The 22145-nt window shown below is 64.9% G+C and carries 21 protein-coding genes; 15 read left to right on the top strand and 6 right to left on the bottom strand.

Features of this window, described 5'->3' with window-relative positions; all coding sequences use genetic code 11:
- The first annotated feature begins 1 nt into the window (after position 1).
- A complete protein-coding gene (locus OIE68_RS12785) occupies positions 2-715 on the top strand; it encodes an FkbM family methyltransferase (RefSeq protein WP_327099596.1) in 714 nt (237 codons plus the stop codon).
- A gap of 282 nt (positions 716-997) precedes the next feature.
- Here the strand turns inward: OIE68_RS12785 and OIE68_RS12780 are convergent, their stop codons facing one another.
- The gene (locus OIE68_RS12780) at positions 998-1459 is read right to left on the bottom strand and encodes a PPOX class F420-dependent oxidoreductase (protein WP_327099595.1); all 462 of its coding nucleotides are present in this window, start codon (positions 1457-1459) and stop codon (positions 998-1000) included.
- A gap of 396 nt (positions 1460-1855) precedes the next feature.
- Here OIE68_RS12780 and OIE68_RS12775 point away from each other — a divergent pair, with 396 nt between their 5' ends.
- From OIE68_RS12775 to OIE68_RS12765, 3 genes are all read left to right on the top strand, one after another.
- Positions 1856-1987 carry a hypothetical protein gene (locus OIE68_RS12775; protein WP_327099594.1) on the top strand — a complete coding sequence of 44 codons (132 nt, stop codon included), beginning with the start codon at positions 1856-1858 and terminating at the stop codon, positions 1985-1987.
- Positions 1988-2032: 45 nt separating this feature from the next.
- Positions 2033-2353, top strand: coding sequence for a GYD domain-containing protein (locus OIE68_RS12770; RefSeq protein ID WP_327099593.1), 321 nt, complete (start codon positions 2033-2035; stop codon positions 2351-2353).
- Between the two features lie 570 nt (positions 2354-2923).
- Positions 2924-3109, top strand: a complete 186-nt coding sequence (locus tag OIE68_RS12765; protein ID WP_327099592.1) for a hypothetical protein — start codon at positions 2924-2926, stop codon at positions 3107-3109.
- A 22-nt stretch (positions 3110-3131) separates the two neighbouring features.
- Here OIE68_RS12765 and OIE68_RS12760 read toward each other — a convergent pair whose 3' ends face one another.
- The 3 genes from OIE68_RS12760 to OIE68_RS12750 form a co-directional block, all read right to left on the bottom strand.
- A complete protein-coding gene (locus tag OIE68_RS12760) occupies positions 3132-4706 on the bottom strand; it encodes a molybdopterin-dependent oxidoreductase (RefSeq protein ID WP_327099591.1) in 1575 nt (524 codons plus the stop codon).
- 436 nt (positions 4707-5142) lie between these two features.
- The gene (locus OIE68_RS12755; protein WP_327099590.1) at positions 5143-5346 is read right to left on the bottom strand and encodes a cold-shock protein; all 204 of its coding nucleotides are present in this window, start codon (positions 5344-5346) and stop codon (positions 5143-5145) included.
- Between the two features lie 118 nt (positions 5347-5464).
- Positions 5465-5770, bottom strand: coding sequence for a hypothetical protein (locus OIE68_RS12750; RefSeq protein ID WP_327099589.1), 306 nt, complete (start codon positions 5768-5770; stop codon positions 5465-5467).
- Between the two features lie 113 nt (positions 5771-5883).
- Between OIE68_RS12750 and OIE68_RS12745 the strand changes: the two genes are divergently transcribed.
- The 8 genes from OIE68_RS12745 (at position 5884) to OIE68_RS12705 (ending at position 17165) form a co-directional block, all read left to right on the top strand.
- Positions 5884-6942, top strand: coding sequence for an endonuclease/exonuclease/phosphatase family protein (locus OIE68_RS12745; RefSeq protein ID WP_327099588.1), 1059 nt, complete (start codon positions 5884-5886; stop codon positions 6940-6942).
- 146 nt (positions 6943-7088) lie between these two features.
- Positions 7089-8660, top strand: coding sequence for an HD domain-containing phosphohydrolase (locus OIE68_RS12740; protein WP_327099587.1), 1572 nt, complete (start codon positions 7089-7091; stop codon positions 8658-8660).
- Between the two features lie 347 nt (positions 8661-9007).
- Positions 9008-9733: a hypothetical protein gene (locus OIE68_RS12730; protein ID WP_327099586.1), complete on the top strand. Its 726-nt coding sequence runs from the start codon at positions 9008-9010 to the stop codon at positions 9731-9733.
- 472 nt (positions 9734-10205) lie between these two features.
- Positions 10206-11249 carry an L-glyceraldehyde 3-phosphate reductase gene (gene mgrA / locus OIE68_RS12725; protein ID WP_327099585.1) on the top strand — a complete coding sequence of 348 codons (1044 nt, stop codon included), beginning with the start codon at positions 10206-10208 and terminating at the stop codon, positions 11247-11249.
- A gap of 142 nt (positions 11250-11391) precedes the next feature.
- Positions 11392-13674 (top strand): glycosyl hydrolase family 65 protein, encoded by a 2283-nt coding sequence (locus tag OIE68_RS12720; protein WP_327099584.1) that lies wholly within the window; start codon positions 11392-11394, stop codon positions 13672-13674.
- A gap of 961 nt (positions 13675-14635) precedes the next feature.
- Positions 14636-15568: a hypothetical protein gene (locus OIE68_RS12715; RefSeq protein ID WP_327099583.1), complete on the top strand. Its 933-nt coding sequence runs from the start codon at positions 14636-14638 to the stop codon at positions 15566-15568.
- A gap of 526 nt (positions 15569-16094) precedes the next feature.
- Positions 16095-16439, top strand: coding sequence for a hypothetical protein (locus OIE68_RS12710; protein ID WP_327099582.1), 345 nt, complete (start codon positions 16095-16097; stop codon positions 16437-16439).
- Between the two features lie 180 nt (positions 16440-16619).
- The gene (locus tag OIE68_RS12705) at positions 16620-17165 is read left to right on the top strand and encodes a hypothetical protein (RefSeq protein ID WP_327099581.1); all 546 of its coding nucleotides are present in this window, start codon (positions 16620-16622) and stop codon (positions 17163-17165) included.
- Between the two features lie 17 nt (positions 17166-17182).
- Here the strand turns inward: OIE68_RS12705 and OIE68_RS12700 are convergent, their stop codons facing one another.
- Together OIE68_RS12700 and OIE68_RS12695 are read right to left on the bottom strand one after the other, a co-directional pair.
- Positions 17183-17797, bottom strand: coding sequence for a cutinase family protein (locus tag OIE68_RS12700; RefSeq protein WP_327099580.1), 615 nt, complete (start codon positions 17795-17797; stop codon positions 17183-17185).
- An 859-nt stretch (positions 17798-18656) separates the two neighbouring features.
- Positions 18657-19901: an NAD(P)/FAD-dependent oxidoreductase gene (locus tag OIE68_RS12695; RefSeq protein ID WP_327101652.1), complete on the bottom strand. Its 1245-nt coding sequence runs from the start codon at positions 19899-19901 to the stop codon at positions 18657-18659.
- Between the two features lie 312 nt (positions 19902-20213).
- Between OIE68_RS12695 and OIE68_RS12690 the strand changes: the two genes are divergently transcribed.
- From OIE68_RS12690 to OIE68_RS12680, 3 genes are all read left to right on the top strand, one after another.
- Positions 20214-20621, top strand: a complete 408-nt coding sequence (locus tag OIE68_RS12690; RefSeq protein ID WP_327099579.1) for a hypothetical protein — start codon at positions 20214-20216, stop codon at positions 20619-20621.
- 649 nt (positions 20622-21270) lie between these two features.
- Positions 21271-21444, top strand: a complete 174-nt coding sequence (locus tag OIE68_RS12685) for a CsbD family protein (protein ID WP_327099578.1) — start codon at positions 21271-21273, stop codon at positions 21442-21444.
- Positions 21445-21522: 78 nt separating this feature from the next.
- Positions 21523-21984, top strand: a complete 462-nt coding sequence (locus OIE68_RS12680) for an SRPBCC family protein (RefSeq protein WP_327099577.1) — start codon at positions 21523-21525, stop codon at positions 21982-21984.
- The last annotated feature ends 161 nt before the right edge of the window (positions 21985-22145 follow it).

Below are 22145 nucleotides of genomic sequence, written 5' to 3'. Positions count from 1 at the left end.
GATGCTGTGGGGCGAGACGACTGCGACGCACGGGTTCTACCGCCGGGCCGCCGCGTGCCTTCTCCCTGGAGACGTTGCCCTCGACATAGGCGCCAACATCGGACTCACCGCGATGATGTTCGCCGACACCTGCCCCGGAATTCAGGTCATCGCAGTCGAGCCCGTGCCGATGACCTTTAATTGCCTGCACCGCAATATTGCAGCGCATGTTCCGGATGGGATACCCCTCCAGATCGCCGTCGGCGCCACGCCGGGCACGCGGCCGTTCACCTGGTATCCGCACGCAACGGCGAACTCCGGTTTCTTCGCCGATCGCGAGGCAGACGACGAAGCCACCAAGATCTATCTGCGCAACAGCGGCTTGGACGACAAGGCCATCGCGCTTATCATCACCGGCCTGCACGACGGTGTACCGCTGAAGGTCGGGGTCACTACTGTTTCGGCGATACTGGACGAACACTGCCGCGACAGCGAGATCGGGTTGCTCAAAGTCGATGTCGAGCGTGCCGAATTGGAAGTCTTGCATGGCATCACCGAAGCGGACTGGCCTCGTATCCACGCCGTCGTCGCCGAAGTCCATGATCGCGACGGCCGCTTGCGAGAAGTTTGCGAGCTGTTCGGTCGGCAGGGTATGTCCACGCAGACTCAGCAGGACCCGCGTTTGATCGGAACCGAAATACACGAGGTATTTGCCGTCAGGCCCCGCGCCGACTGACGAACGGTAACCGGACTGGTGCGGTCGCATATTCAACTGCCGCCAGTTCGACGGGAGCGAAGAGCGGAGAACCGCGCCAGTTGCGGGAGTTGTTGGCGACGAGGGGGGAAGATCGCCAGCGTCCGTGGATCGAGCATTGGCAGCAGTGCCATGCCGCGGTGGGTAGGGCGGGGGTCTGTGCCTGCTCTGCGATTGGAGCACTGTGTCGGGTACCGACCACACCGGCCCCCCGGCCACTGCGGGTGATGTGGGGAGTACGAAGGCGGACGGTGAGCGACCGACTCAGTCCGCGAGTTCGGGCGGGAAGCCGCCCGTCGCGACCGGTCCCCAGCGTTCGATATCGATGCGCAACAGCGACTTGTTCTGCCGTGCCATGGCCTCGCGATACTCGGCCCAGTCCGGATGTTCGCCGGAGATGCCGCGAAAGTACTCGACGAGCCCGTCGAGGGCCTCCGGCATGTCCAGGACCTCGGCGCGGCCGTCGACCTGTACATAAGGGCCGTTCCAGTCGTCGGATAGCACGCAGATCGACACGCGCGGGTCGCGTCGCGCGTTGCCGACCTTGGCGCGGGTCGGGTAGGTCGACACCACGATGCGGCCCTCGGGATCAATCCCGCAGGTTACCGGCGACAATTGTGGGCGGCCGTCGCCGCGGCTCGTGACCAGGACGCCGCGGTGGCGAGTGCGCAGGAATTCCAGCAGTTCGGCTCGTTCGACCGGGTCGGCGGTGGCGATACGTGGCATGGTCGGGCTCCTGTCGTGGCGATGCCAGGGACAAACGCGGTCACGGGTCATCGTGTCACAGCGATAGACCACACCGCTCCGACCCGTCGCGGGCACAATGGTCCAGTCGTTACCGCATACGATCGAATCGCGCACACCACGAATACCGGCACCTCCGAATAGCGATGGCGTGAGGACTGCCGAATAGCGCAGAACTCGAACACCTACCGTCCCTCAGTTGAACAGGCAAATCTGTTGCGGGACAGTCGAACTCCGCCAGCTGGCAAGCTGGCCCGTTCCACTAGGCGGCCCGCGCAGTGCGAGTATGGGAGATCCGGCACGGCGAGTGAGGCGTGGCAGCGGATTTCGCCGAGCGCAAGCTGGACGTGGTGCCGCCATCGAGAAAAAGGGTATGCGGTGGATAGCGGAGATCTCGACATGGTGATTGTCGGCTATGCCCGGTTGTTCGGTGATCTGCTCGAAGCCGATGTGCTGGCCGAACTACACGGCGGAAGCGCGGGGTGGTGCCTTGCATCTGTGCTGTCGTAGGAGAACGATTGCCGGACATCGTCTTCGTCTATGTATGGAGGGTGTATGCCAAGGTTTCTGTGGGAGGTCACCTATACGTCCGCGGGCGCGAGCGGGCTGTTGGCGGAGGGCGGTAGTGCCCGGCGCGACGCGATAATTCGAATGGTGGAAAGCGTCGGCGGGACCGTCGAATCATGCTATTTCGCACTGGGTGCGCGGGATTTGTTCGTGATCGGGACAGTCCCCGACGAGGAAGCGGCCGCAGTGCTCGCGATTCAAACGGCCGCTTCCGGTGCAGCGCGATCGCAGTCCGTGCGGCTGCTGACGCCGGAACAGGTGGATGAAGCGGTGCAGCGCACTGCGGAGTACCGGCCACCAGGCAACTGACTGAGGATTGCACGGTCCGGTTCGTATCCACATCAGATGGTTCAGTACGACTTGTAATGTTGGAAGCCACTCGGCACCCGGCCGCCGATCCCCATCGGGATCTGGTCGACCGCCGCTTCTGCGCCGATGCGCCGGATCGGTTGTGTTGCACGGCCATCACCCAGCACCGCATCCGCGAGGGCTGGGTGTATTGCGCAGTGGTGCTCGATGCGTTCTCCCACCGCATCGTCGGCTGGTCGATCATCACCGGTGTGTCGAATCGAAGGTGTTGCGACGACCGATTGAATCCGCCCCTCGCCCATATAGCAACGCAGACAACAGCTTTCAGAAGCCAACTGAGGTAGGCGCCGCGCAACGGTGCCTACCTCACTCACTTCGACACACTGCCTAGTCGCGGGGTCGTAGCTCATCGCCGCATCGGGTGAACTTCGGCGGGTGCCGCGGCCGGACGGGCCGCTTGTCCTGTCTCGCGGCTACATCCCACCGATGATTGGCTGCGGCACGGCGGCAGCTACTTCCGTGGCACGATGGATGTTCCAGGTTGCTTGCGACCGAAGCTGAGGAGCGGCGATGCGCTGGGTGTGGTTGATCATCGGGATACTGCTCGTGTTGATGGGTGGTCTGTGGACGCTGCAAGGGCTGAACCTGCTGGGGCAGACCGGTGGCATGAACGGGCAGGCGATTTGGGTCGTCATCGGCCTGATCGTGGTCGTCGTCGGCATTTTTCTGGCCGGTGTCGGTCTGCGAAGGCGGTAGTCGGCGGGCTGGCCTCGGGCCGCTACCCGACCCGCACGGACACCGACGGATAGCCGGACGCACCGTCTGGGACTACGTCCTTGCTCTCCGCGGTCTGTACGGCACCGGTACCGTCGGTCGCGCGGGCGCGCACAGTGTGTGGACCCGGCGTCGCGTTCCACTGATAAACCCATTGCCGCCACGTGTCGATCGAGTACTCCTCGGACAGTTGCGCGGGCTGCCAATCCTCGTTGTCCACCTGGACCTCGACGGCTGTCACACCTCGACGCTGGGCCCAGGCGATGCCCGCGATCGCGACCGGGCCGGCCGATAGTTTCGTCGATGATTTCGGCGTATCGATTCTGGCTTCGGTCTTGATCGGCCCTTGGGTCGACCAGCCGCGCCGAGCCCAATAACCGCGCGCCCGATCGAATCTGGTCACCTCGAGATCGATCACCCATTTGGTTGCCGAGAGGTACCCGTAGAGCCCGGGGACGACGAGGCGGACCGGATAGCCGTGGGGTACGGGCAACGGTTCGCCGTTCATGCCGATCGCCAGCAGCGCATCACGGCCGTCGGTCAGCGCCGTCAGCGGCGTTCCTGCGGTGAAGTCGTCGGTGCTGGTGGACAGAACCATATCGGCGCCCGAGCGCACACCTGCCTCCGCGAGCAGATCGGCGACCCGATAGCCGAGCCAGCGCGCGTTACCGGTCAGGTCGCCGCCGACGGGATTCGACACGCAGGTCAAGGTGAATATCCGCTCGATCGGCGTGCGTTCGGCCAGATCGGCGTAGGAGAGGGTGACCTCGCGATCGACCATGCCGTGGATGTGCAAGTTCCAGTCGTCGGTCGAGAGCTGCGGCACGGTCAACGCGGTATCGATCCGGTAGAAGCTGGAATTCGAGGTGATGAATGGTGTCAGCCCGGAAACCCGCAGCTCGGCAGCGGCTGGAACGGACGCCGCTGGCTCGGCCGGCGCGGGCAGGCGGACCGCCGCCCGATTTGCGGACACGTCGTTGGCGCGCACGGCGAGTTGTCGTCCGGTCAATCCGGTCACCAGCGCGAGCACTCCGACACCGACCACTCCGCCGAGGAGTCGGCGCCGTGCCAGCTGCTCCGACGAGGGCGCAGCGGTGGCCGATTCGGTAGCGGCAGAGCTCTTTTCGCGCGATGCCTGCCGGAGTTTCGCGGGCGGGACGGCGTCGACGCGTCGGATCAGCATCCGCAGCGCGAACAATCCGACAACGCTGCCGAGCAGCGTCGGCAGGGCGTAGGTCCATGACGCGTTCGCCCGGGTGCATGCTGCTATCACGCCTGCGATGCCGAAGGCGACGAACAGCGCCGACCCGAGTGGCCGGGTGGTCCGCTCGAGCAACCCGGCGAGAGCGGCGACGCCGATCGCCACCAGGAACATCGCCGCGTACAGCAAGAGCTTGTCGTTGGTCCCGAAGGTGCCGATGACCCATTCACGAAGATTCTGCGGCGTGGAATCGATGACAATGGAGCCGAAAGCGTTGAACGGCGCGCTATTCGGTCCGATCGGGACCGAAATCAGCTCGGCGACACCGAGAGTCGCCCCGGCGGACACGATCCCGCTCGACGCGCGCAGATTTGCCATCGACAGTGAGCCTACCCGGCGTCGTGACACCGTTGCCGGGCTCTGCCGATGCCTTCGATCTCGATCTCGATCTCGATCTCGATCTCGATCTCGACGCCGTCGCGCAAGTCCGCCCGCCGTCAAGGTGCCGAGCGACGGTCGGCCGACAGGGCCCGCGTCGAACATAGCCTGCTTCCAGGCAGCGTTTCATCGTCGCGTCGACATAGGAGGCGATGAGGCATTCGTCCGCGAATCGTTCCCGGATCTGGGCGTCGCGCCCAGGCGTTCGGGGCTCTGCCCCCGGGGTTCCGGGACCCGCTCCCGAATGGCGTACTGCTCCAGTGAGATTGAGGGATCTCAGCTGGGGGCCGGCCAGCAGCGCCGCCCGGTTCATAGGCCCCGGAATACGCAACAGCCCCGCACCCTGAGGGTGCGGGGCTGTACCGAGCTGCGTCGATCAGATAGCGCGGACGTCCTGGGCCTGCGGGCCCTTCTGTCCTTGTCCGACCTCGAACTCCACGCGCTGTCCTTCTTCGAGGGACTTGAATCCCGAGCCGGATACGGCGGAGTAGTGCACGAAGACGTCAGGGCCGCCACCGTCCTGCGCGATAAAACCGAAGCCCTTTTCGGCGTTGAACCACTTCACACTGCCTTGAGTCATTGCTTACTTCATTCTTTTCTGTAGATGAGCCAAGCGGATCACGTCGATAAGCCTGATCTCACCCGACAATCATCCCATGGAAATACGACAGAAACGCAGAATGTGAGCCAACCGACCCTCAGCCCCCTGTACGGTCACTGCCTGCCGTGTCCGTCCGGCGGGCGGCGCAGCAGCGGCGGTGCACACGATAGACCGCCCTTCCGGACCGGTCGAGCTCGGCCTCGGTGACAGCGAGTACCTCCGTGGCGCGGTCCGATCGTGTCACCGATTCGACGTGCTGATCGGCGAATTGCAATGCGGGTCGCACGATCCCGATCGGCAAGTCCCCGCCCAGGACCGCCATGTCAGCCGGCACCGCGATGCGTTCGCGGCAGTCCGGCGGCCCCTTCGCGGGTTCGAGTGAGCCGTCGAACAGCGCGACCACCCCTCCGGCACGCCGGAGATGGGCCGGACCGTCGGTAGCGCTCACCTGAGCCCCGGACGTGCTGCAGCATTGCTCGCAATCGATGGCATTTCGATGGAGGCCATGATGGGGTGATGACGCGAAGGGATGACGACATAGAGTCGGCAGGGGCGGGCGGAGCGGTCGCGGCCGGTGCGGTGATGCCCGTTGCCGCTGCTGCACCCGCGGCCCGCGAGATCCGGGTGCTCGCATTGAACACGTGGCACAGCGGCAGCAAGATCGCCAGTGGAATTCAGCTGATCACCGATCTCATCGTTTCGACACAGGCCTCGATCGTGCTGCTCTCGGAGGCAACCGAAGCGACCACGGCCGTCGCGGCCGAACTGGTGCGGCGGGGGCGCGAGTTCAACGCCGTCGCTTCGCACGACACGGGAATTCTGTCGGTGTTTCCGGTCCAGGACAGCGCCGATCTGGGATGGATGGTCAAGGCGCGGTTGAACATCGACGGAAAGCGCGTCACCGTCTACTCCGCGCATCTGGAGTATCGCTGGTATGCCTCCAACCTGCCCCGAGGGTACGGACCGGGAGTCCCGGCGCCGGGCGAGTTCGCCGAGCACGAGTGGAACAAGCTGCCCGACGGACCGGTGACCGACCCCGCCGTGATCGAGCGCATCAACGCGGCCTCGGGACGCCCAGAGGTAATCAGCGACTTTCTCGCCGACGCGGAAGCCGAGATCGCCGCCGGGTCTTCGGTCGTCCTGGGTGGTGACCTGAACGAGCCGTCCCTGCTGGATTGGACGCCCGCCACAGCGAACTTGTTCGACCACAACGGTGTGGTGTTGGCGTGGGAGAGCACTCGACGCCTGCGAGAAGCGGGTTTCATCGATGCCTACCGATCGATGTATCCGGACCCGGCCACCCATCCCGGACTCACCTGGCCCTCGCACAACGTCGATGTCGATGTCTGCGAGCTCGCGTGGGCTCCTGAGGCCGACGAACGCGACCGCGTCGACTATATCTTCGCTCATGGTGCCGCGCTGTGTCTGTCCGCTGTGGGCATTATCGGCCCGCGCGAGTCCATCGTGCGCGGTACCCGATCGCAAGAACCAACCCAGGACAATTTCCTCGCCACGCCAACGCGATGGGGCAGTGACCACAAAGGCATGTTCGCGACATACCAACTCACCGACTGACAGGCTGTCAGAGGCGACCGATGCCGTGCTCCCGTGGCGGTTCGACGCGTACCAGCCCCGACTGGAAGGCGATCGGCGGATGCTGCAGCGGAGCATCCTTTCCAGGGATCAACCGCTGCGTATGCTGACACGCCTATGCTCGCAGCATGACGCGTGACGCTCGGGATTCGGGTGTTTCGCTGGCCGCGTTGCTGGCCGCGTTCTCGTTTGCGATGGATCTCGGCCTTGGCCAGCCGATGGCGCATGTGCTGCGGTCGTGGCGGCTGGCTTCGCGGCTCGGAGAGCGAGTCGGGTTGAGCGCCGAGGAGCGGTCCGACCTGTACTACACCGCGGTGCTGGCGTGGACCGGTTGTGTGGCCGACGCACCCGAGGTGGCCGCGTGGTTCGGCGATGACATCGCTTTTCGCGCGGACAGTTACAAACTGGATTTGCGCGGGGTGAGCGGGGCGGTCTTCTTCCTGTCGCACGCGGGGTCCACGGGACCGTTCGTGCAGCGGGTGCGCAAGACGGTGACGATCGCGGCGAAGGGCGGCCGCGATATCGAGCGGGGGTTGATGTCGCACTGCCTCACCACATCGACGATGGCGGAACGTCTCGGGCTGGGCCCGGCTGTCGGGGACTCGCTGCGGCAGTTCTTCGCGCGATGGGACGGCAAGGGCGTGCCGGGCGGTGTCGCCGGGGAGCGAATCGGGCTCGGGATGCGGCTGTTCCATCTCGCCGACGTCGTCGAGGTGCTGCACCGTAGTGCTGGAATCGATGCCGCGATCGAGGTCGCCCGTTCGCGGCGTGGGACGCAGTTCGATCCGGCCGTGGTGGACGCGTTCTGTGCCTCGGCCCGCGACCTGCTGGCAGATGCGGAAGTCGAGCCGGATTACGGGGAGCTCATTGCCGCCGATCCGGCGCTGCGGCGGCACCTTACCGGCGCGGAACTGGATTCGGCGCTCGAGGTGATCGCCGACTTCACCGATCTGCGCTCGCCCTATAGGGCAGGGCATTCTCGTGGTGTAGCCGATCTCGCCGGCCGTGCCGCGGCTGTCGCCGGGTTACCCGAAGCCGATATCACCGTGGTGCGTCGCGCGGCGTTGTTGCACGACATCGGGTTACACGGTGTTCCGGCCACCATTCTGGACAAGCCGGGAGCGTTGAGCGTGACCGAGCTCGAGCGACTTCGGATGAGTTCGTACTACACCGAGCGGGTGCTTGCCCGCCCGGCCGCGCTGTCTCGCATCGGGGCTATCGCGGCCCTGGCCTACGAGCGCCTCGACGGCTCCGGTGCACATCGCGGGCTGACCGGACCGTCGATCCCGGTGTCGGCGCGCCTGCTGGCGGCGGCTGATACGTATCGGGCCATGACCGAGCCGCGTCCGTATCGGGATCCCTTGCTACCCAAGCAGATTCTCGCCGAACTGCGTGCCGAGGTGCGCCGCGGTCGACTCGACGCGGGGGCGGTCGATGCCGTCCTCGAGGCAGCGGGACAGCCGCGCCACCGCCACCGCTCCGGCCCGGACGGTCTGACACCGCGCGAACTCGAGGTCCTCGTACTGATCGCGCGGGGTGGCTCGACTCGGCACGTCGCACGCACTCTGGGCATCACCCCGAAAACGGCAGGCACTCACATCGAACGCATCTACGCCAAGACCGGATCGTCGACACGAGCGACCGCCACCCTCTACGCGGTTCAGCACGGCTTGCTGGACACACTGGCCGCCGATTCGTAGGGAGAACACCCGACGACACGCATATCTGTCGCGCCTAGTGTTCGTTTCGTGATCCATTCTGTCGTCCGGCGGCAGTGCATGAAATGAGGTTTCGCGATGTCGAAAGCCGTGATCAGCTCGACCACGGGTCGGGCGGACCCGGAGAAGGGTCACCGTCGCGTTCCTGGTGGCCGTCTGCGCCGTCGAGACCGGCCCCGAGACCCTGATGTTCCTGATGAAGGAAGCTGCCCGGCTCGCGCTCGAAGGCACCGCCGAACTGCGGGGCATCATCCGATGTGGCAGTGGATCGGCGACGTCCCGGCCACCACATTCAGCTACTGAGGCGCGCCGCGCCGGAGGTGAGAACCATGTTAGATCTGGCATCCCAGTTGACCGACCTGCCGGAACACCAGGGCCGCGCGCCGTGGCCCGGCCACGAATATGTCAAGGGCTGGGGCGTTTTCGGTCTTCCCTTCGACAGCGGCCACATCCTCGCCCTGCGCGTCTTCCCCGAAAACGACTTCGGCCCATACAAAACCGTCTGGCACCGCGACCCCGACGGCCGATGGTCGATCTTCGTCGACGGCGACCGGCTCGAGAACGCCTGTCCGCGCTACTACGGTCCCGCATGTGCCTACACCGGTTTCGCGACGATTCGAGTGGCGTGGACCGGACCGGCATCGCTGCGAGTCACCGTCGACGAGCCCGCGCTGGATTGGACGCTGACCGCACACGAGACTCCGGCGTTGCATATGGTCAACGCCGTCGGGCGGCATCTGCCGCTTGCCACTTGGCGGTCGCGTTCGCTGGTGCGTGCCCGGGAAATGATCGCCGCCGCACTGGGTTTGGGTCATCTGAGCATGGCGGGTGTCATGCCGAGCGGTCACGTCGGAATCCTCATGCCCCAGCAGATGTACCTGATCACGCAGTCGACGGCCGTGCTCGATGACCGCGACCTCGGGCATCCCGCACGCCTGGATATGAACCCAGTCATCGGCGACGTCGCCCTGCCCGCCCGGGGCGTGGTCGCTGTCGGCCAGGCGATGTGGCAGGCCCTAGCTCCGACCGAAAGTAATTCGGGCCCTGGCAATTGAGGTGGCGTGGGGGAAGTTACGGGAGTTGTCGGCGATGAGTGATGAAGAGCGGCAGCGTCCGTGGGGAGAGCACCGGGAGCGGTTTCACGCGGCGGCGGGGTAGGACGGGTGAATTGCCGGTCTCGCGCGTCGAGGCATCTGGAAACCTGGTCGGCAAGGGCGCGGTGGTCGACCAGGGGCGTTCGCACGCCACTGCATCCGTTCTCCACCGTTGACGATGTCGTCGGGGAGATCTCCACTGCTAAGTCTTCCCGGGACTTCCTGGCGCCACCTGCAGAGACATCGGTCGCCACCGAGGCGCCGGTCTTCGGCGCGTGGCAGCAACCTGCTGATCGGCCACCGATTCAGCCTATATTTGGTGAACGACAGGTTGATACATCCACCAAATGTGGCCGTTCATATCGGTACTTTTGGCAACCTAGCTCGAAGTTCGATCAGATCGGGACGGCCACGCGTCCCGGGAGGAGTACCGATGACATATGTTGCAGAGTCGGCACGCTACGACGGCACGATGCGCTATCGCCGGAGCGGCAGGTCGGGCCTCGATCTGCCGCTGCTCTCGCTCGGCTTCTGGCACAACTTCGGTGACGATCGCCCATACTGCGTCCAGCGTGAGATCGCCTTGCGCGCTTTCGATCTCGGAATCACGCACTTCGACCTGGCCAATAACTACGGTCCACCGTATGGGGCGGCCGAGATCAACGCCGGGCGCTTGCTGCGCGAGGAGCTCGCCGCGTACCGCGACGAATTGATCATCTCCACCAAGGCCGGGTGGGACATGTGGCCCGGACCGTACGGACAGGGTGGCGGTTCACGGAAGTACGTGCTGGCCTCGCTCGATCAGTCGCTGAGCCGGCTGGGCCTGGACTACGTCGACATCTTCTACTCGCACCGTTTCGACCCGACAACTCCGCTGGAGGAGACCGCGGCGGCGCTGGATACCGCGGTACGGCAGGGGAAGGCACTGTATGTGGGGATCTCGTCGTACACCGCCGAGAACTCCGCAAGTATCGCGCGGATCCTGCGGGAACTGGGCACACCGCTGCTTATCCATCAGCCGTCGTACTCGATGCTCAACCGCTGGATCGAGACCGAGGGGCTGCTGGACACCGCCGCCGAGGAAGGGGTCGGGGTCATCGGGTTCACCGCACTCGCGCAGGGCCTGCTCACATCGAAGTATCTCGACGGCGTGCCGACGGGATCGCGGGCCACGCAAGGAAAGTCGTTCCAGACCGAGTTGCTGACCGCCGAGATGATCGAGCGGCTGCGCAAGCTCGACGCGCTCGCCGCCCGCCGCGGACAGACGCTGGCACAGTTGGCGCTGGCGTGGGCGCTGCGCGACCCGCGCGTGACCTCGCTGGTGATCGGCGCGTCCTCGACCCAACAGCTCGAGCAGAACGTCGCCACGCTGGACAATCTCGATCTCAGCGCGGACGAGCTGGCCGAGATCGACGCGCTGCTCGACGACGACGGTGCGGTCGACCTGTGGCGAGCAGCACGCGAGGGCACACTCTGAAAAGATCGAAGCGGTTCAGTTGGGTGCGCGCCACGGGCCCGAGGACAGCTGCTATATCGCGCCGTACCCGAGTAGGAGGGGCGTGGTGCAGCCGCCGTGTCGCTCCGATCGGCTCAGCGCGGCCGCTGCTACTGTCGGCCCGATGCGACTCGTGTCGAGTATCGGTGCGGTGCTATTGACCTGTGCGTTTGTGCCGCTGCCCGGACTATCCGGGGTAGCGACGGCGCAGGGCGGGCAGGCGGTTGGAGACGACTGGTCGGCGGTCTCCGAGACGTTCGAACCCGAGAACTTCCGCGCTGCCCCGTACCTGGGCAACGGGCGCATCGGCGCGATGATCCCGCCGAGCGGCGGCGGATATCAGGACTACGGCGTCTCGGTGCGCGCCTCGTTCCCATTAGTGGAACCGCGCTACACCGGAACGTATCTCGCGGGCTTCTATGCCATGAAGTCCATGTCGTGGAACAACACAGAGGCGATCGCTGCGCTCCCCGCGTGGTCGAGCCTAACCATCGACGTCGCGGACCGAACCTACCGGGCCGACGTCGACCCGGCCACGCTCACGCAATACCGGCAGCGCCTGAACTGTCGCGATGCCACCGTCACCACCGAAGCCACCTGGACACCCGACGCGGAACACCGGCTGGATCTGACCTACCGGACCTTCGTGTCACGGGCGCAGCAGAACCTTGCGGTCCAGCAGCTCACTGTCATTCCGCACTTTTCGGGGCCGCTCACGGTCACCGACCTGATCGACGGGGCCGCCGCGCGGCGGGTCACCCCGACGACGGCGGCCTCCGATCCGAACCGGGGGCAGACCACGGTCGGCGTGCGTGCCGACGGCACCGACCGCACCGCCTTCCTTGTATCCACGGTCACCACGCCTGATGAGCTGGGTGGTGCCGCGCTACCTGCGAACGGGTCGACGGCTGGAACACGATTCGACGGCACCGTCGTGGCGGGCCGCAGTTACACAGTCACCAAGTACGTGGGAATCGCCTCCGGCGCGGACGGCGCGGACCCGCGCGCGATTGCCACCGACGTCTCCGAATCCAGCGCGGCGCGTGGTTTCGCCGCCGCCCACGCCGAACACACAGCAGAGTGGGATCGCTTGTGGCAGCCCGCCATCGAGATCCCCGGCCGCGACGATTATCGGGGCTGGATCCGGCCCGCACTGTACTCGGTGCTGTCCAGCGTCCGGGCCGGACAGCGGTGGTCCGTGCAGCCCGCTGGGCTGTCCTCCGACGACTATGGCGGCCTGACCTACTGGGACGCCGAGACCTGGATCTTCCCCACCCTGCTCGCGCTCTATCCCGAATTGGCCCGCACCGTGGTGGATTTCCGCGTGGCGGCGCTACCACAAGCCGAGGCGAACGCGCGTGCCTACGGGCTGACCGGCGCATTATTCCCCTGGAACGACGGACCGACACAGCGGTGCGCGTCACCGGCGGTATGCGGACTGGTCCAGGAACATTTGGGGAACGAGATCGCGCTCGCGCAATGGCAGTACTATTCGGCCACCGGCGACGAGCAATGGCTGCGTGACAGCGGCGCGCCGGTGATCACGGCTATCGCGAACTACCAGGCTGCCCGCGTCGGCCCGAAGCTGCCCGATGGTCGCTACCACTACGCGCCTGCGGCGGGCGCCGACGAATACGTTTCGGTCTCCGTGGACAACGCACTCACCAACGTCGGAGTGATGGCGACGATGCGCACGGCGATGTCGGCCGCTCGGCTGGCCGGAATGCCGCTGAACCCACTGTGGGCTGATATCGCCGCCCATATGGCGATGCCGCCGGACATCGTGCCAGGGGTGCCCGCCGAGTATCTCGGGTACCAAGGGGCGAAGATCAAGCAGGCCGACACGGTGCTGATCAGCTACCCGTACTCCTATGCGGCACCGGGTTATTCGCCCGAGGCGACGCTGGCGTACTACTTCGATCGCACCGATCCCGACGGCCCCAACATGAGCAACAGCGCCGGCGCGATCCTCAGCGCGCAGTATGATCCCTGCCGCACTCAGCAGTTCCTGGACCAATCGGTGCAGCCGTATGTCCGACCGCCATATGGGTTCCAGTCCGAGGCGCGTGGCGAACGGTCGGGTGAAAACACGGTCGGTCAACCGGCGTGGATCTTCGTCACGGGTGCGGGCGGATTCCTGCAAGGTTTGCTGTACGGACCGAGCGGGCTGCGGTGGGCCGAGACGGGTCCCTGGCTGGACCCGATGCTGCCCAGCGGGTTTCCCGAGGGGATAACGGTGCGCGACCTCGCGGTACGCGATAGCAGGTTGACCGTGCGCATCCGATCGGAAGGCACGACCGTGGACGTCACTTCGGGTGGTCCGGTCACCGTCGAGACGCCCGGCGGCCCGGCGACCGTCCGACCGGAAACACCGCTGTCGCTGCCGACCAGGCGCGCCTGTCCCTGATCCCGAAGACATCGCGAACCGGTCGTGTCGTGTTCCGCATGCGTCAAGATCCCTTGTGCGACAACGCCTCTGGATACCATCGAGCAAGTCCGAGCAGGTTGTCGACGGACCGTTGGTGAAATGCGCGGTCCAAAGGTCGAAGCACCCCAGGAGCGGGACGCGGGGATCCATAGGCAAATTCTGAGCGTGGGTAACGACTGGCCGACGAAGGCGTCGCTGAATTGCTCGAAATCAGCGTCCGACAAGCCCGGCGGCTCATCACTGCCGCGCGCGCAACGGGTTGCACAATGCCAGCGGGTTCATCACCGAATCCCGCTGCAGCTCAGATCATCTCGGCCAATTCAGTGTTGGATTCAGGCGGGGGGTATCCACCGCGTTTCACACGAACCATCGGAAGTGGTGCGGCGCGAAGGCCTGTCGTGAAGGCTCTGCACGCCGAGATTCGAGTGTCCAGCTCGCAGTGATCAGGAACAGGCCGGTTTCGCACGGGGTGCTGTGGTTGGGGTCGTGTCGGAGTTCGGATTGCGTTGTGTTCGAGCGTAATTGGAGGATTCGCGAGGAGTCTGGTGTGGACTCATCCGTGTTGTGCCGGTGAGCGGCGGTCCGCCCCGGCTGTAGCTCCGCAAGGGGATAGCCAGTAGATCGGTGGACGCCACTACCTGGCGCAGCCACGTCCCTGCGCGTCGGCGAGGATGTTTCAGGGTAAGTTCCATACGGAATGCGCTGGGGGAGAAGCAGTTGTGACAGGGGGTGGGAGCAGCGGGTGCTGATCGATGGCCGGGTGTGGCGCGAAACTCGGCGGCTGGGCATTCTGCGAGCCCATGACGGTGGCCGCGTGATGTGAACCCCGGCCGTTCTGGCACATCACCCTGTAATCAGATCCGGCTGACCCCGTCCGAACACGAAACCAACAGCCACACAATCGATTCCGATGCGACTAGGAAGAAGCCGCCGTCTCGTCATGACCGAATCCGTTACCGCCGCTTTCGCCGCCAGCCGCGATGTGGTCGGGCAGCTGCGCGAGCAGGCTGTCGCTGCCTTCTACGACCCGCACGCCGAACACTCTGCGGCCGAGGCCACCGCGCGGGTGTGGAGCCTCGCCGGTGAGCTCACCGGCGGAGACCTCCTCGCCCGGTGCCAGATCTACCGTGCCGCGCTGGTGTGGGGGATACGGCAGGTGCCCGCCGGCATCGGCGAGATCCTCTCCAGTGCGCCCGCCGCGCCGTTGTGCGAGACGGTCGCTGCGCTCGTCATCGCCGAGGCCTGCGTCGTCACCGAACCGTCCGACGCCGAGCAGTGGATCCTGGCACGCGACCAAGCCCATGTTCTCGCCGTGGACCCCGATGCCACGGCCGGATTCGCCGGTGAGGCATTGTTGTTCGGCGCGCTGGCATGCGCGCGCCGACGCAAACTGGCCGAGGGGGCCTTCCCGCGCCACTGCGCACTCGTGTTGTGGCTTGCCGCGGCGATCTACCGCAGTCGCGATGCGCGCTGGACGGCGACGGAGCTGGGGTCGCGCAACGGATGGGTCCTGACCGACCGCAACGGCCGCGTCGAGGGCCCCGGCAGGCGCACCTACCACTTAGATCTGACCGGCGCGCAGGAATACGTGCTCGCCGAGCGGTACGCCACCTGCAGGCGGGTGCTGGCGTCGCGGATCGCGGCGGGGCAGAACCTCGAGCCGGTCACCGGCGCGTACCTGCGGTATCTGATCGCGGTCGACACCGACACCCACGCCGGGATCTTTTTCGTGCCAGGGGAATTCACCGAAGTCGAGTACAAGGCCTGTGCCTTCGAAGCCCTCGGGACCAATTTGGAGCCGACGCTGCATGTGCATTCCGACTGCCAGGTGTTCTACGCCGCGAACGTGGTGTGGCAGCAGCTGGCCCCGTAAGATCCACACCAACCCCGATGCCGAACCGGGAGCGAGAACTCAGTGAAATCACCAATACGCCAGACGAGTTCGGCTTCGGCGGTGTGAAGATCACTCCTGTCTCTGGTAGCGCGACAGGCAGCGCTGGCGACCGCCAACCACGGTGTCGGCCCGGCATCGTCGGTGCCGGGCCGCAGCCCAGGCGAGACCCCTGCTGCGATCGGGCACGGGTTCTACGGGCCGCCGGGGCGATGGCGGGGTCGTCTGGTGCCGGCGATGTGGTGAACTCGGCGGCCCGGTCGCTTTCGGGCAGCCGTTGCGGTGAAGCCGGTCGCGGAAATCAGGAGGCAGCAGTGCCGTCCCACCGACGGAGTCGACGGTGAGATCGATAGTGCTGCAGGCAGTTTCGGTGGCTGTGGTAGTCGGAGCGGCTGCCGGTGTGGCATCGAGCTGGCGCTGGGATGTGGTTCGGCGGGGGTGAGCGCGTCCAGCAATCTGATGGCATCGGCGCGGGGGAGCGATCGGCGACGGTCCGCACGGTGAGGTTGTGTGCGACGAGATCGCTTGGGGAAATATCGGATTCGGTGTTCGCGGTGACGTGCCCGATGCCGAGGTGCCTGGTGTCGTGTCGTCGAGGGGCGAGTCGCTCTCGATTCCGAGGGTGCGGGCGGTGTTGACGAGCCGGGCGGCGTCGGGGGCGAGGTGGCGCAGTTCGAATGCCACGTCGCGGGCGGCTTCGACGCCAGCGCCGCTACTAGCCGCTTGCGGCGGCCTCGGCGAAGCAGCCGAGCATGGCCTTCTCGAAATCGGGAAACTGGCTCAGCATCGGGCCGTGCACGGCGCGCGTTTGACGGCCGAGGGCCACGAATTCGTTGTCGACGGGGCCGCCTGAAGATCACCGAAAGTTTCTCTCGAATCCCAATCCGGGCGGGTATCTTGCGCCGTGCAAAGCAAATCTGCTGCCCTGTCGCTGATTCCGGGGCCGATGTGTATGAGCGGCGGGCCGATTTTCTGTGTAAGCCCCCTCGACAGATCTTTCGCCGTTGTGCCGTATCGTGATAATTTTTTCTCTATGGTCAACGAGACTAAAATCTCGCTACCCACCAAGGGAGATTCCGTGTCCAGGGCTGTGAAGCGTGCCACCGAACGGGTTTGCGGGGGAATTCTCGGGATGATTGCATGCCTGTTCGGAATGGGCACCGCGCACGCCGATGATGCGCCAGGCCCGGTACTGGTCGGCGACACAGAGTATTTCGCTTTGGGCGATTGGAACTGCTCGATCAGTGCGAATGGCGTGGTGGGATGCGACCTCGCGGTCCCGGCTTCGTCGATGGATGTGCTGTATGCCGGAATGCAGGTGTCGTTGCCGAATGTGTCTGCCATCATCATTGATTCGGCTACGTGGCCCGCGCATCCCCAATGGAACGCCAACGGCAGTCACACGCTGCCGGGCGGGAATCCATCATTGCCGCGCCTCACGCGTGTGAACTACCACGATCCACAGTATTCGGTCACATATGCCGGAGCGAACTGCCAAATCACCTTTCAAGGTGCGGCAGTGTGTACCTCGATGGGGCACGGGTTCAGTCAATGGGGACCAGTGCCGCATGGCTACTGATCCCCAAGATTCACTGGCTACCGGTACCAGACACCGGAATCCCAGTCACCGTAGTCCCAGACGTTGAAATCGTAGCGAGAGTGTGCACCCGCGAAGAGGTAACCCCACCAACCAGCTGAGGTATCGCAGATCTGGTCGTCGTGGTTGCACACGGTCAACACCGGGAAGTCGCCGAACCAATCATCGACACCGGCCAGTGGATAACCGATGATCCCGCTCCCGGGTGTCGATGACAATCCGGCCCAACCGGGCCCGGCGGCTCGCTTGGGATCCGACAGGAGAATGGCATTGGCATTGCCGACATCCTGGTGTGCGGTGACCCAGGCGTGGACGATACCCGCGCCCTCGCTGTGCCCGATCAACCTGATGTGGTCGCTGGGGCATTGGCTGCGATGCACCCAGAACAGCCGGTCGAGTTCGTTCAACCCCGACATCGGGTCGGCGGAGTTGTAACCGACAGGCTGATCCACAAATGGGATGAACACCGACGAGGTGTTGTCCCCGAGACCGCCGATACCGATGGCCCAATCGCCAGTACAGTAATCGGCGTGCGCCTTCGGGATTGCCGCGTAGTTGATGGAAAGGAAGATGGCCAACAGTAAAGCGGCGAAGAGCGCCGTTGCTCTGCGCATGATAGTACTTCTTAATTCTTCGTGCCTCCGGGTCCGGCCCGGCTTGCACGATTTGTACCCAAAAATTGCTGGCGTTCTTGTTTTCTGGCGAAACAGTTACATCCGCCATGGATTCCTTAGCCGTAACGCAATGTCGGAGGCCATCATCCGGAAAAGGACATCGCACGCCCTGCCTTGTCCGACCGAGGTCCACCTCAGATTTCGCGAAACCCTCTGGTCCAGGGGAGGACTCGCATAACCAGAGATTCGCACACACTCCCGGCCGCGCGCCTCGCCTCCGACGCCACTGGCATCGACCAAGACAGACAATCGGACTGGATCCCGCGATCATCCCGCAGACCCTACGCGGAATGGCAGCAGTGGTACCGGCACCTGGCTGCACTCCGGACTCGGCTACGCAGCCATTGGCAACATGCTGGTCGAATTCACCCGTGGCGCAACGTTCCTAACCCCCTTGGCGCGGCCCGCGTGGAAGGTGGGATTCTTCGCGCTCGAGGAATTCACTATGCCGGCCCTCGGGCACGAGGATCGCGCCATCTGCGGTCGGCGACGATCCCCAGTTGTCAGGGGCCTCGGCGAAGCTACTCCGCCCTGATTCTGTCCGCTACCTCTAACGTGGTTGCATGATTCTTGGCGGCACCGGTGTGGGATGGTGATCGAGACCGGGGAATTCTCGTCGATACTGGGCATCAACACATCAGATCCAAGTCGACCCGCTCGGGCGCCACCCATATCCGCACCGATCGGCGAGAAACCTTGCCGCACAGCGACAGTCAAATCGTGGTCGCGTTCATAACCGACGACGGGCAACTCGTACGGTGGTGCGGCGGCGCTGCGGCTGCCTCTTCTGTCGGATTATTCAGCGCGATTGGTAGTCGATGGGCGGACTCGGGTCGTGCTCGGGCGCGGCCTGCAGTTCGGGCGCGGCGGCGGCCAGCAATGCGTCGCGGTCGCGGCTCAACGGAGGATAGATACGCCGGGTGTTGATGGCGCGCTTGGTGTCTTTGGCCTCCTCGCCGCACGCGACCACGTGGCGGTCCCAGCCCTCGGTATACACCGCGCCTGCCGGTCCCAGATCGAGAACCGTTACATACCAAGGGATCCGCAAGGGCTTCACGGGCTTGCCCAGAAGATCGCCGATGACGTTGTATCCCGCCCATCGGCCCATCGGGCGGCTGTGCTGGCAGGACATCACCGACATATGCTTGTCGTCCATTTTTGCGGCGGCGACGTCACCGGCGGCGAATACTCCGGGGACACCACAGACCCGCAGATAATCGTCGACGGGGAGTCGACCCAGCCGGTCACGGTCGACCCCGAAGTCTGCGGTCAGCGGGCTGGCCCGCATGCCGGCACACCAGACGACAGTGGCGGCGGTCACCACTTCACCCGAGGAGAGCGTCACGCCGCGCTCGTCGATGGCGACGACCCCGACGCCCAACTTGGTCTCGATCCCGATGTAGGCCAGCGCCGCCTCGATGACCGGTCGCGCCGATGCGCCCATGTCCGAGCCGACCAACGGGTTGCGGTCGATCAGGATGACCCTCGGTGCGAGGGCACGCGTGGCAAAGGCGTCGGCGAGCATTGCGGGCAGCTCGGTCGCCTCTTCGATCCCCGTCAAACCTGCCCCTACGACGACTACTGTCGCGGCCGCCGGGTCAGCGGGGCCCTCGGCAAGCCGACGCAGGTGGGCTTGCAGTCTGGTCGCTGCGTCATGGGTGTCGATGTCGAAACCGAACTCCCGCAGGCCAGGAATATCGGGCTTGACCACTTGGCTACCCAACGCGAGCACCAGTCGGTCGTAGCCGTGAGCGCCCGCGGTGGATTCCACGACCCGCGCCACAGCATCGATCGCCGTCACTTCGCCGATGATGTGCTTGATTCCGACCGGATCGAGAAGAGCGCTCAACGGGATGCGGGATGTGCTCAGATCGGTCTCATAGTCGCGCACGCGGATGTCGTGGTAAGGCGTCGAACTGATCATCGTGAGATCGACGGTTCCGACCGCCACACCGAGCTCGTCAAGCCGCCGGGCCGCCGCCAGCGCCGCCCACAGACCCGCAAACCCGGACCCTAGAACCACGACACGCGAAGGATCGGTCACTGCAGCGCGCTGCACATCGTGATTCTAACTAGGAGATCCATGGGGGTTCAGACTTCGGCCCGCGTCCGAGCGAGATTGGTCTGCGGATAGTCTCTCTGATTCGGGGGAGATGGCGATGCGAAGCCAGCGGCTTCGCTTATGTCCAGGGTGTGACCCGGAATGATCGGCTGGCCCGCGATGCGCCATTCGAGCGGTTTTCCCACCGCGGCGGGCAAAGGGCTGGACCATGGATGCGGGCGGTGCGATGCGTACCGTGTCTCTTCCCGTTGTGTTCCGCGATCTATGTCCGCCACACAGGAGGAATGAAGCTCCATGATGACTACTCTGAACTCTCGGCGTTCTGCCCGTATCGCGGCTGTCTTCGTCGCGATGGCCGCGGCCTCGATGGTGGCTGCCGCTCCCGCGTTCGCCGCCACGACTCTCGATATCACCGGCGCCGGATCGAACATGGTCCAGGTCGACTACAGCTGCGACGACTCCGCCGGGGTGGCGAGCATTCAGGCGATGATGGGCGACCCCAACGCCGACCGTCCCGCGGCCCAGGGCGCCCAGGACTCTGTCGACTGCAACGGTTCCTCGCAGAGCGCCACCGTCCCGCTGACGGTGGACCCCAGCCAGCCACCGCTGACCTCGGGTTCCGAGGCGCAGGTGCGGGTGGCGCTCGTCGACCGCAACGGCACTGTGGTCTCCGGACAGGCGAAGAAGTTCACCGTGCAGTAGTGCGCACCCGATTCCGCACTGGTGCAATTGTTTTCACCCTTCGTGCCGCCGAAGCCGACGGCCGGCCGGGTATACATTTCCTACGCTTGGCCGATCGCCGGTGCCATCGGCGAGGTTCCGACGACCAGTTCGAAAAGGTCGCCGAGGAGTTTCGAGTCGACACGGTATCGCCACCAGCAGCCTGTCGACACCCGATTCCAAATGCCAGCCGCCCTGGTGTCGGTTCCCGAGCGCCGGAGATTCAGATGGCGACGAAACCCGTTCTGCCGAAAGGATTTCGTACCGGGGCGCGAAGCTGTGGCGCGACATTATGGAGCTGCCACGCCTCGCGCGACGTTGGCCAGGCCTTCCGCGAGCGCGGCAACGCCAGTGCTCCCGAATGGAATCGAGGATTTGCCGCGGAAGCGAAATACATGAGGTATTTGCCGCCAGGCCCCGCGCCGACTGACCACCGGTAACCGGACTGGTGCGGTCGCATCGTCCGGTGCGAGATCCGGGCGTGGCCGGTACTCGCGCATGAGGACAGCTAGCCCTCGACCCGCGACAAGTCTCTCCAGCAGCGTTGTTTGGCTGTCGGAATGCGGGTTATCCGCCAGAAGACCGGCAGGAACCAGCAGGCCGGGCACCTTCGAACAAAGGGGCCGCAATCATGGGCGCTGTAGACAAGGCAAGGAATAAGGCCGAGGAACTCTCCGGTAAGGCCAAGGAGAAGTTCGGCGAGGCAACCGACGACAAGGACATGCAGCAGGAGGGCAAGGCCGATCAGACCAAGTCAAACCTCAAGGATGCAGGCGAGAAGGTCAAGGACGCCTTTCGCGACTGACTTGTCCATGAGTGCACGTTCCACCTCGGCCGTACGCATACGCGGCGGCATCGGGACGAGCCTGCAAAAGGAGCTGATATGAGCACCGTAGCCGCGACCGTCGATGTCGAAGTACCGGTTCGCACCGCTTACAACCAATGGACGCAGTTCGAGACATTCCCGCAATTCATGGTCGGTGTGGAGGCGGTAGACCAGCTCGACGACAAGCACACCCACTGGCGTATCCACGTTGGACCCGCGACCCGGGAATTCGACGCGACCATCACCGAGCAGCATCCCGACGAACGTGTTGCGTGGAAGTCCGACAGTGGTCCCGATCATGCGGGCGTGATCACTTTTCATCGTCTGGACGACACCCACACGCGGATCACCGCGCAAATGGAGATCGATCCGGAGGGATTCGTGGAGAGCGCCGCCGATAAGCTCGGCGTGCTCAAGCACCGCGTCAATGGCGACATGCAGCGCTTCAAGCACTTCATCGAAGGCCGGGAGCATGAAACGGGCGCGTGGCGCGGTGATATTCCACGCCCTGACGCATGATCTTCGTCGATGAACTCGGATTGCCTGATGCTCGCCGCCAGATCCGCGCAACTCCCGCGAATGGGCCTGTCGCCGTTCGCCGGTCGTGTGTTGACCAGCAAAACACGATTGAGCTGCAACTTCGGTAGACGGGGTGTGTACATCCTGGATCCGGAGGCGTC

It is taken from the genome of Nocardia vinacea, from assembly GCF_035920345.1.
Classification (GTDB): Bacteria; Actinomycetota; Actinomycetes; order Mycobacteriales; family Mycobacteriaceae; genus Nocardia; species Nocardia vinacea_A.
This window is presented reverse-complemented; position numbering and strand designations above follow the sequence as displayed.

What these genes read in the sequence shown, in the direction of transcription:
- OIE68_RS12785 (WP_327099596.1), top strand. Translation starts at nt 2, where the DNA reads ATGCTGTGGGGCGAGACGACTGCGACGCACGGGTTCTACCGCCGGGCC.
- OIE68_RS12780 (WP_327099595.1), bottom strand. Translation starts at nt 1,459, where the DNA reads ATGCCACGTATCGCCACCGCCGACCCGGTCGAACGAGCCGAACTGCTG.
- OIE68_RS12770 (WP_327099593.1), top strand. Translation starts at nt 2,033, where the DNA reads ATGCCAAGGTTTCTGTGGGAGGTCACCTATACGTCCGCGGGCGCGAGC.
- OIE68_RS12765 (WP_327099592.1), top strand. Translation starts at nt 2,924, where the DNA reads ATGCGCTGGGTGTGGTTGATCATCGGGATACTGCTCGTGTTGATGGGT.
- OIE68_RS12760 (WP_327099591.1), bottom strand. Translation starts at nt 4,706, where the DNA reads ATGGCAAATCTGCGCGCGTCGAGCGGGATCGTGTCCGCCGGGGCGACT.
- OIE68_RS12755 (WP_327099590.1), bottom strand. Translation starts at nt 5,346, where the DNA reads ATGACTCAAGGCAGTGTGAAGTGGTTCAACGCCGAAAAGGGCTTCGGT.
- OIE68_RS12745 (WP_327099588.1), top strand. Translation starts at nt 5,884, where the DNA reads ATGACGCGAAGGGATGACGACATAGAGTCGGCAGGGGCGGGCGGAGCG.
- OIE68_RS12740 (WP_327099587.1), top strand. Translation starts at nt 7,089, where the DNA reads ATGACGCGTGACGCTCGGGATTCGGGTGTTTCGCTGGCCGCGTTGCTG.
- OIE68_RS12730 (WP_327099586.1), top strand. Translation starts at nt 9,008, where the DNA reads ATGTTAGATCTGGCATCCCAGTTGACCGACCTGCCGGAACACCAGGGC.
- mgrA (WP_327099585.1), top strand. Translation starts at nt 10,206, where the DNA reads ATGACATATGTTGCAGAGTCGGCACGCTACGACGGCACGATGCGCTAT.
- OIE68_RS12720 (WP_327099584.1), top strand. Translation starts at nt 11,392, where the DNA reads ATGCGACTCGTGTCGAGTATCGGTGCGGTGCTATTGACCTGTGCGTTT.
- OIE68_RS12715 (WP_327099583.1), top strand. Translation starts at nt 14,636, where the DNA reads ATGACCGAATCCGTTACCGCCGCTTTCGCCGCCAGCCGCGATGTGGTC.
- OIE68_RS12705 (WP_327099581.1), top strand. Translation starts at nt 16,620, where the DNA reads ATGGTCAACGAGACTAAAATCTCGCTACCCACCAAGGGAGATTCCGTG.
- OIE68_RS12700 (WP_327099580.1), bottom strand. Translation starts at nt 17,797, where the DNA reads ATGCGCAGAGCAACGGCGCTCTTCGCCGCTTTACTGTTGGCCATCTTC.
- OIE68_RS12690 (WP_327099579.1), top strand. Translation starts at nt 20,214, where the DNA reads ATGATGACTACTCTGAACTCTCGGCGTTCTGCCCGTATCGCGGCTGTC.
- OIE68_RS12685 (WP_327099578.1), top strand. Translation starts at nt 21,271, where the DNA reads ATGGGCGCTGTAGACAAGGCAAGGAATAAGGCCGAGGAACTCTCCGGT.
- OIE68_RS12680 (WP_327099577.1), top strand. Translation starts at nt 21,523, where the DNA reads ATGAGCACCGTAGCCGCGACCGTCGATGTCGAAGTACCGGTTCGCACC.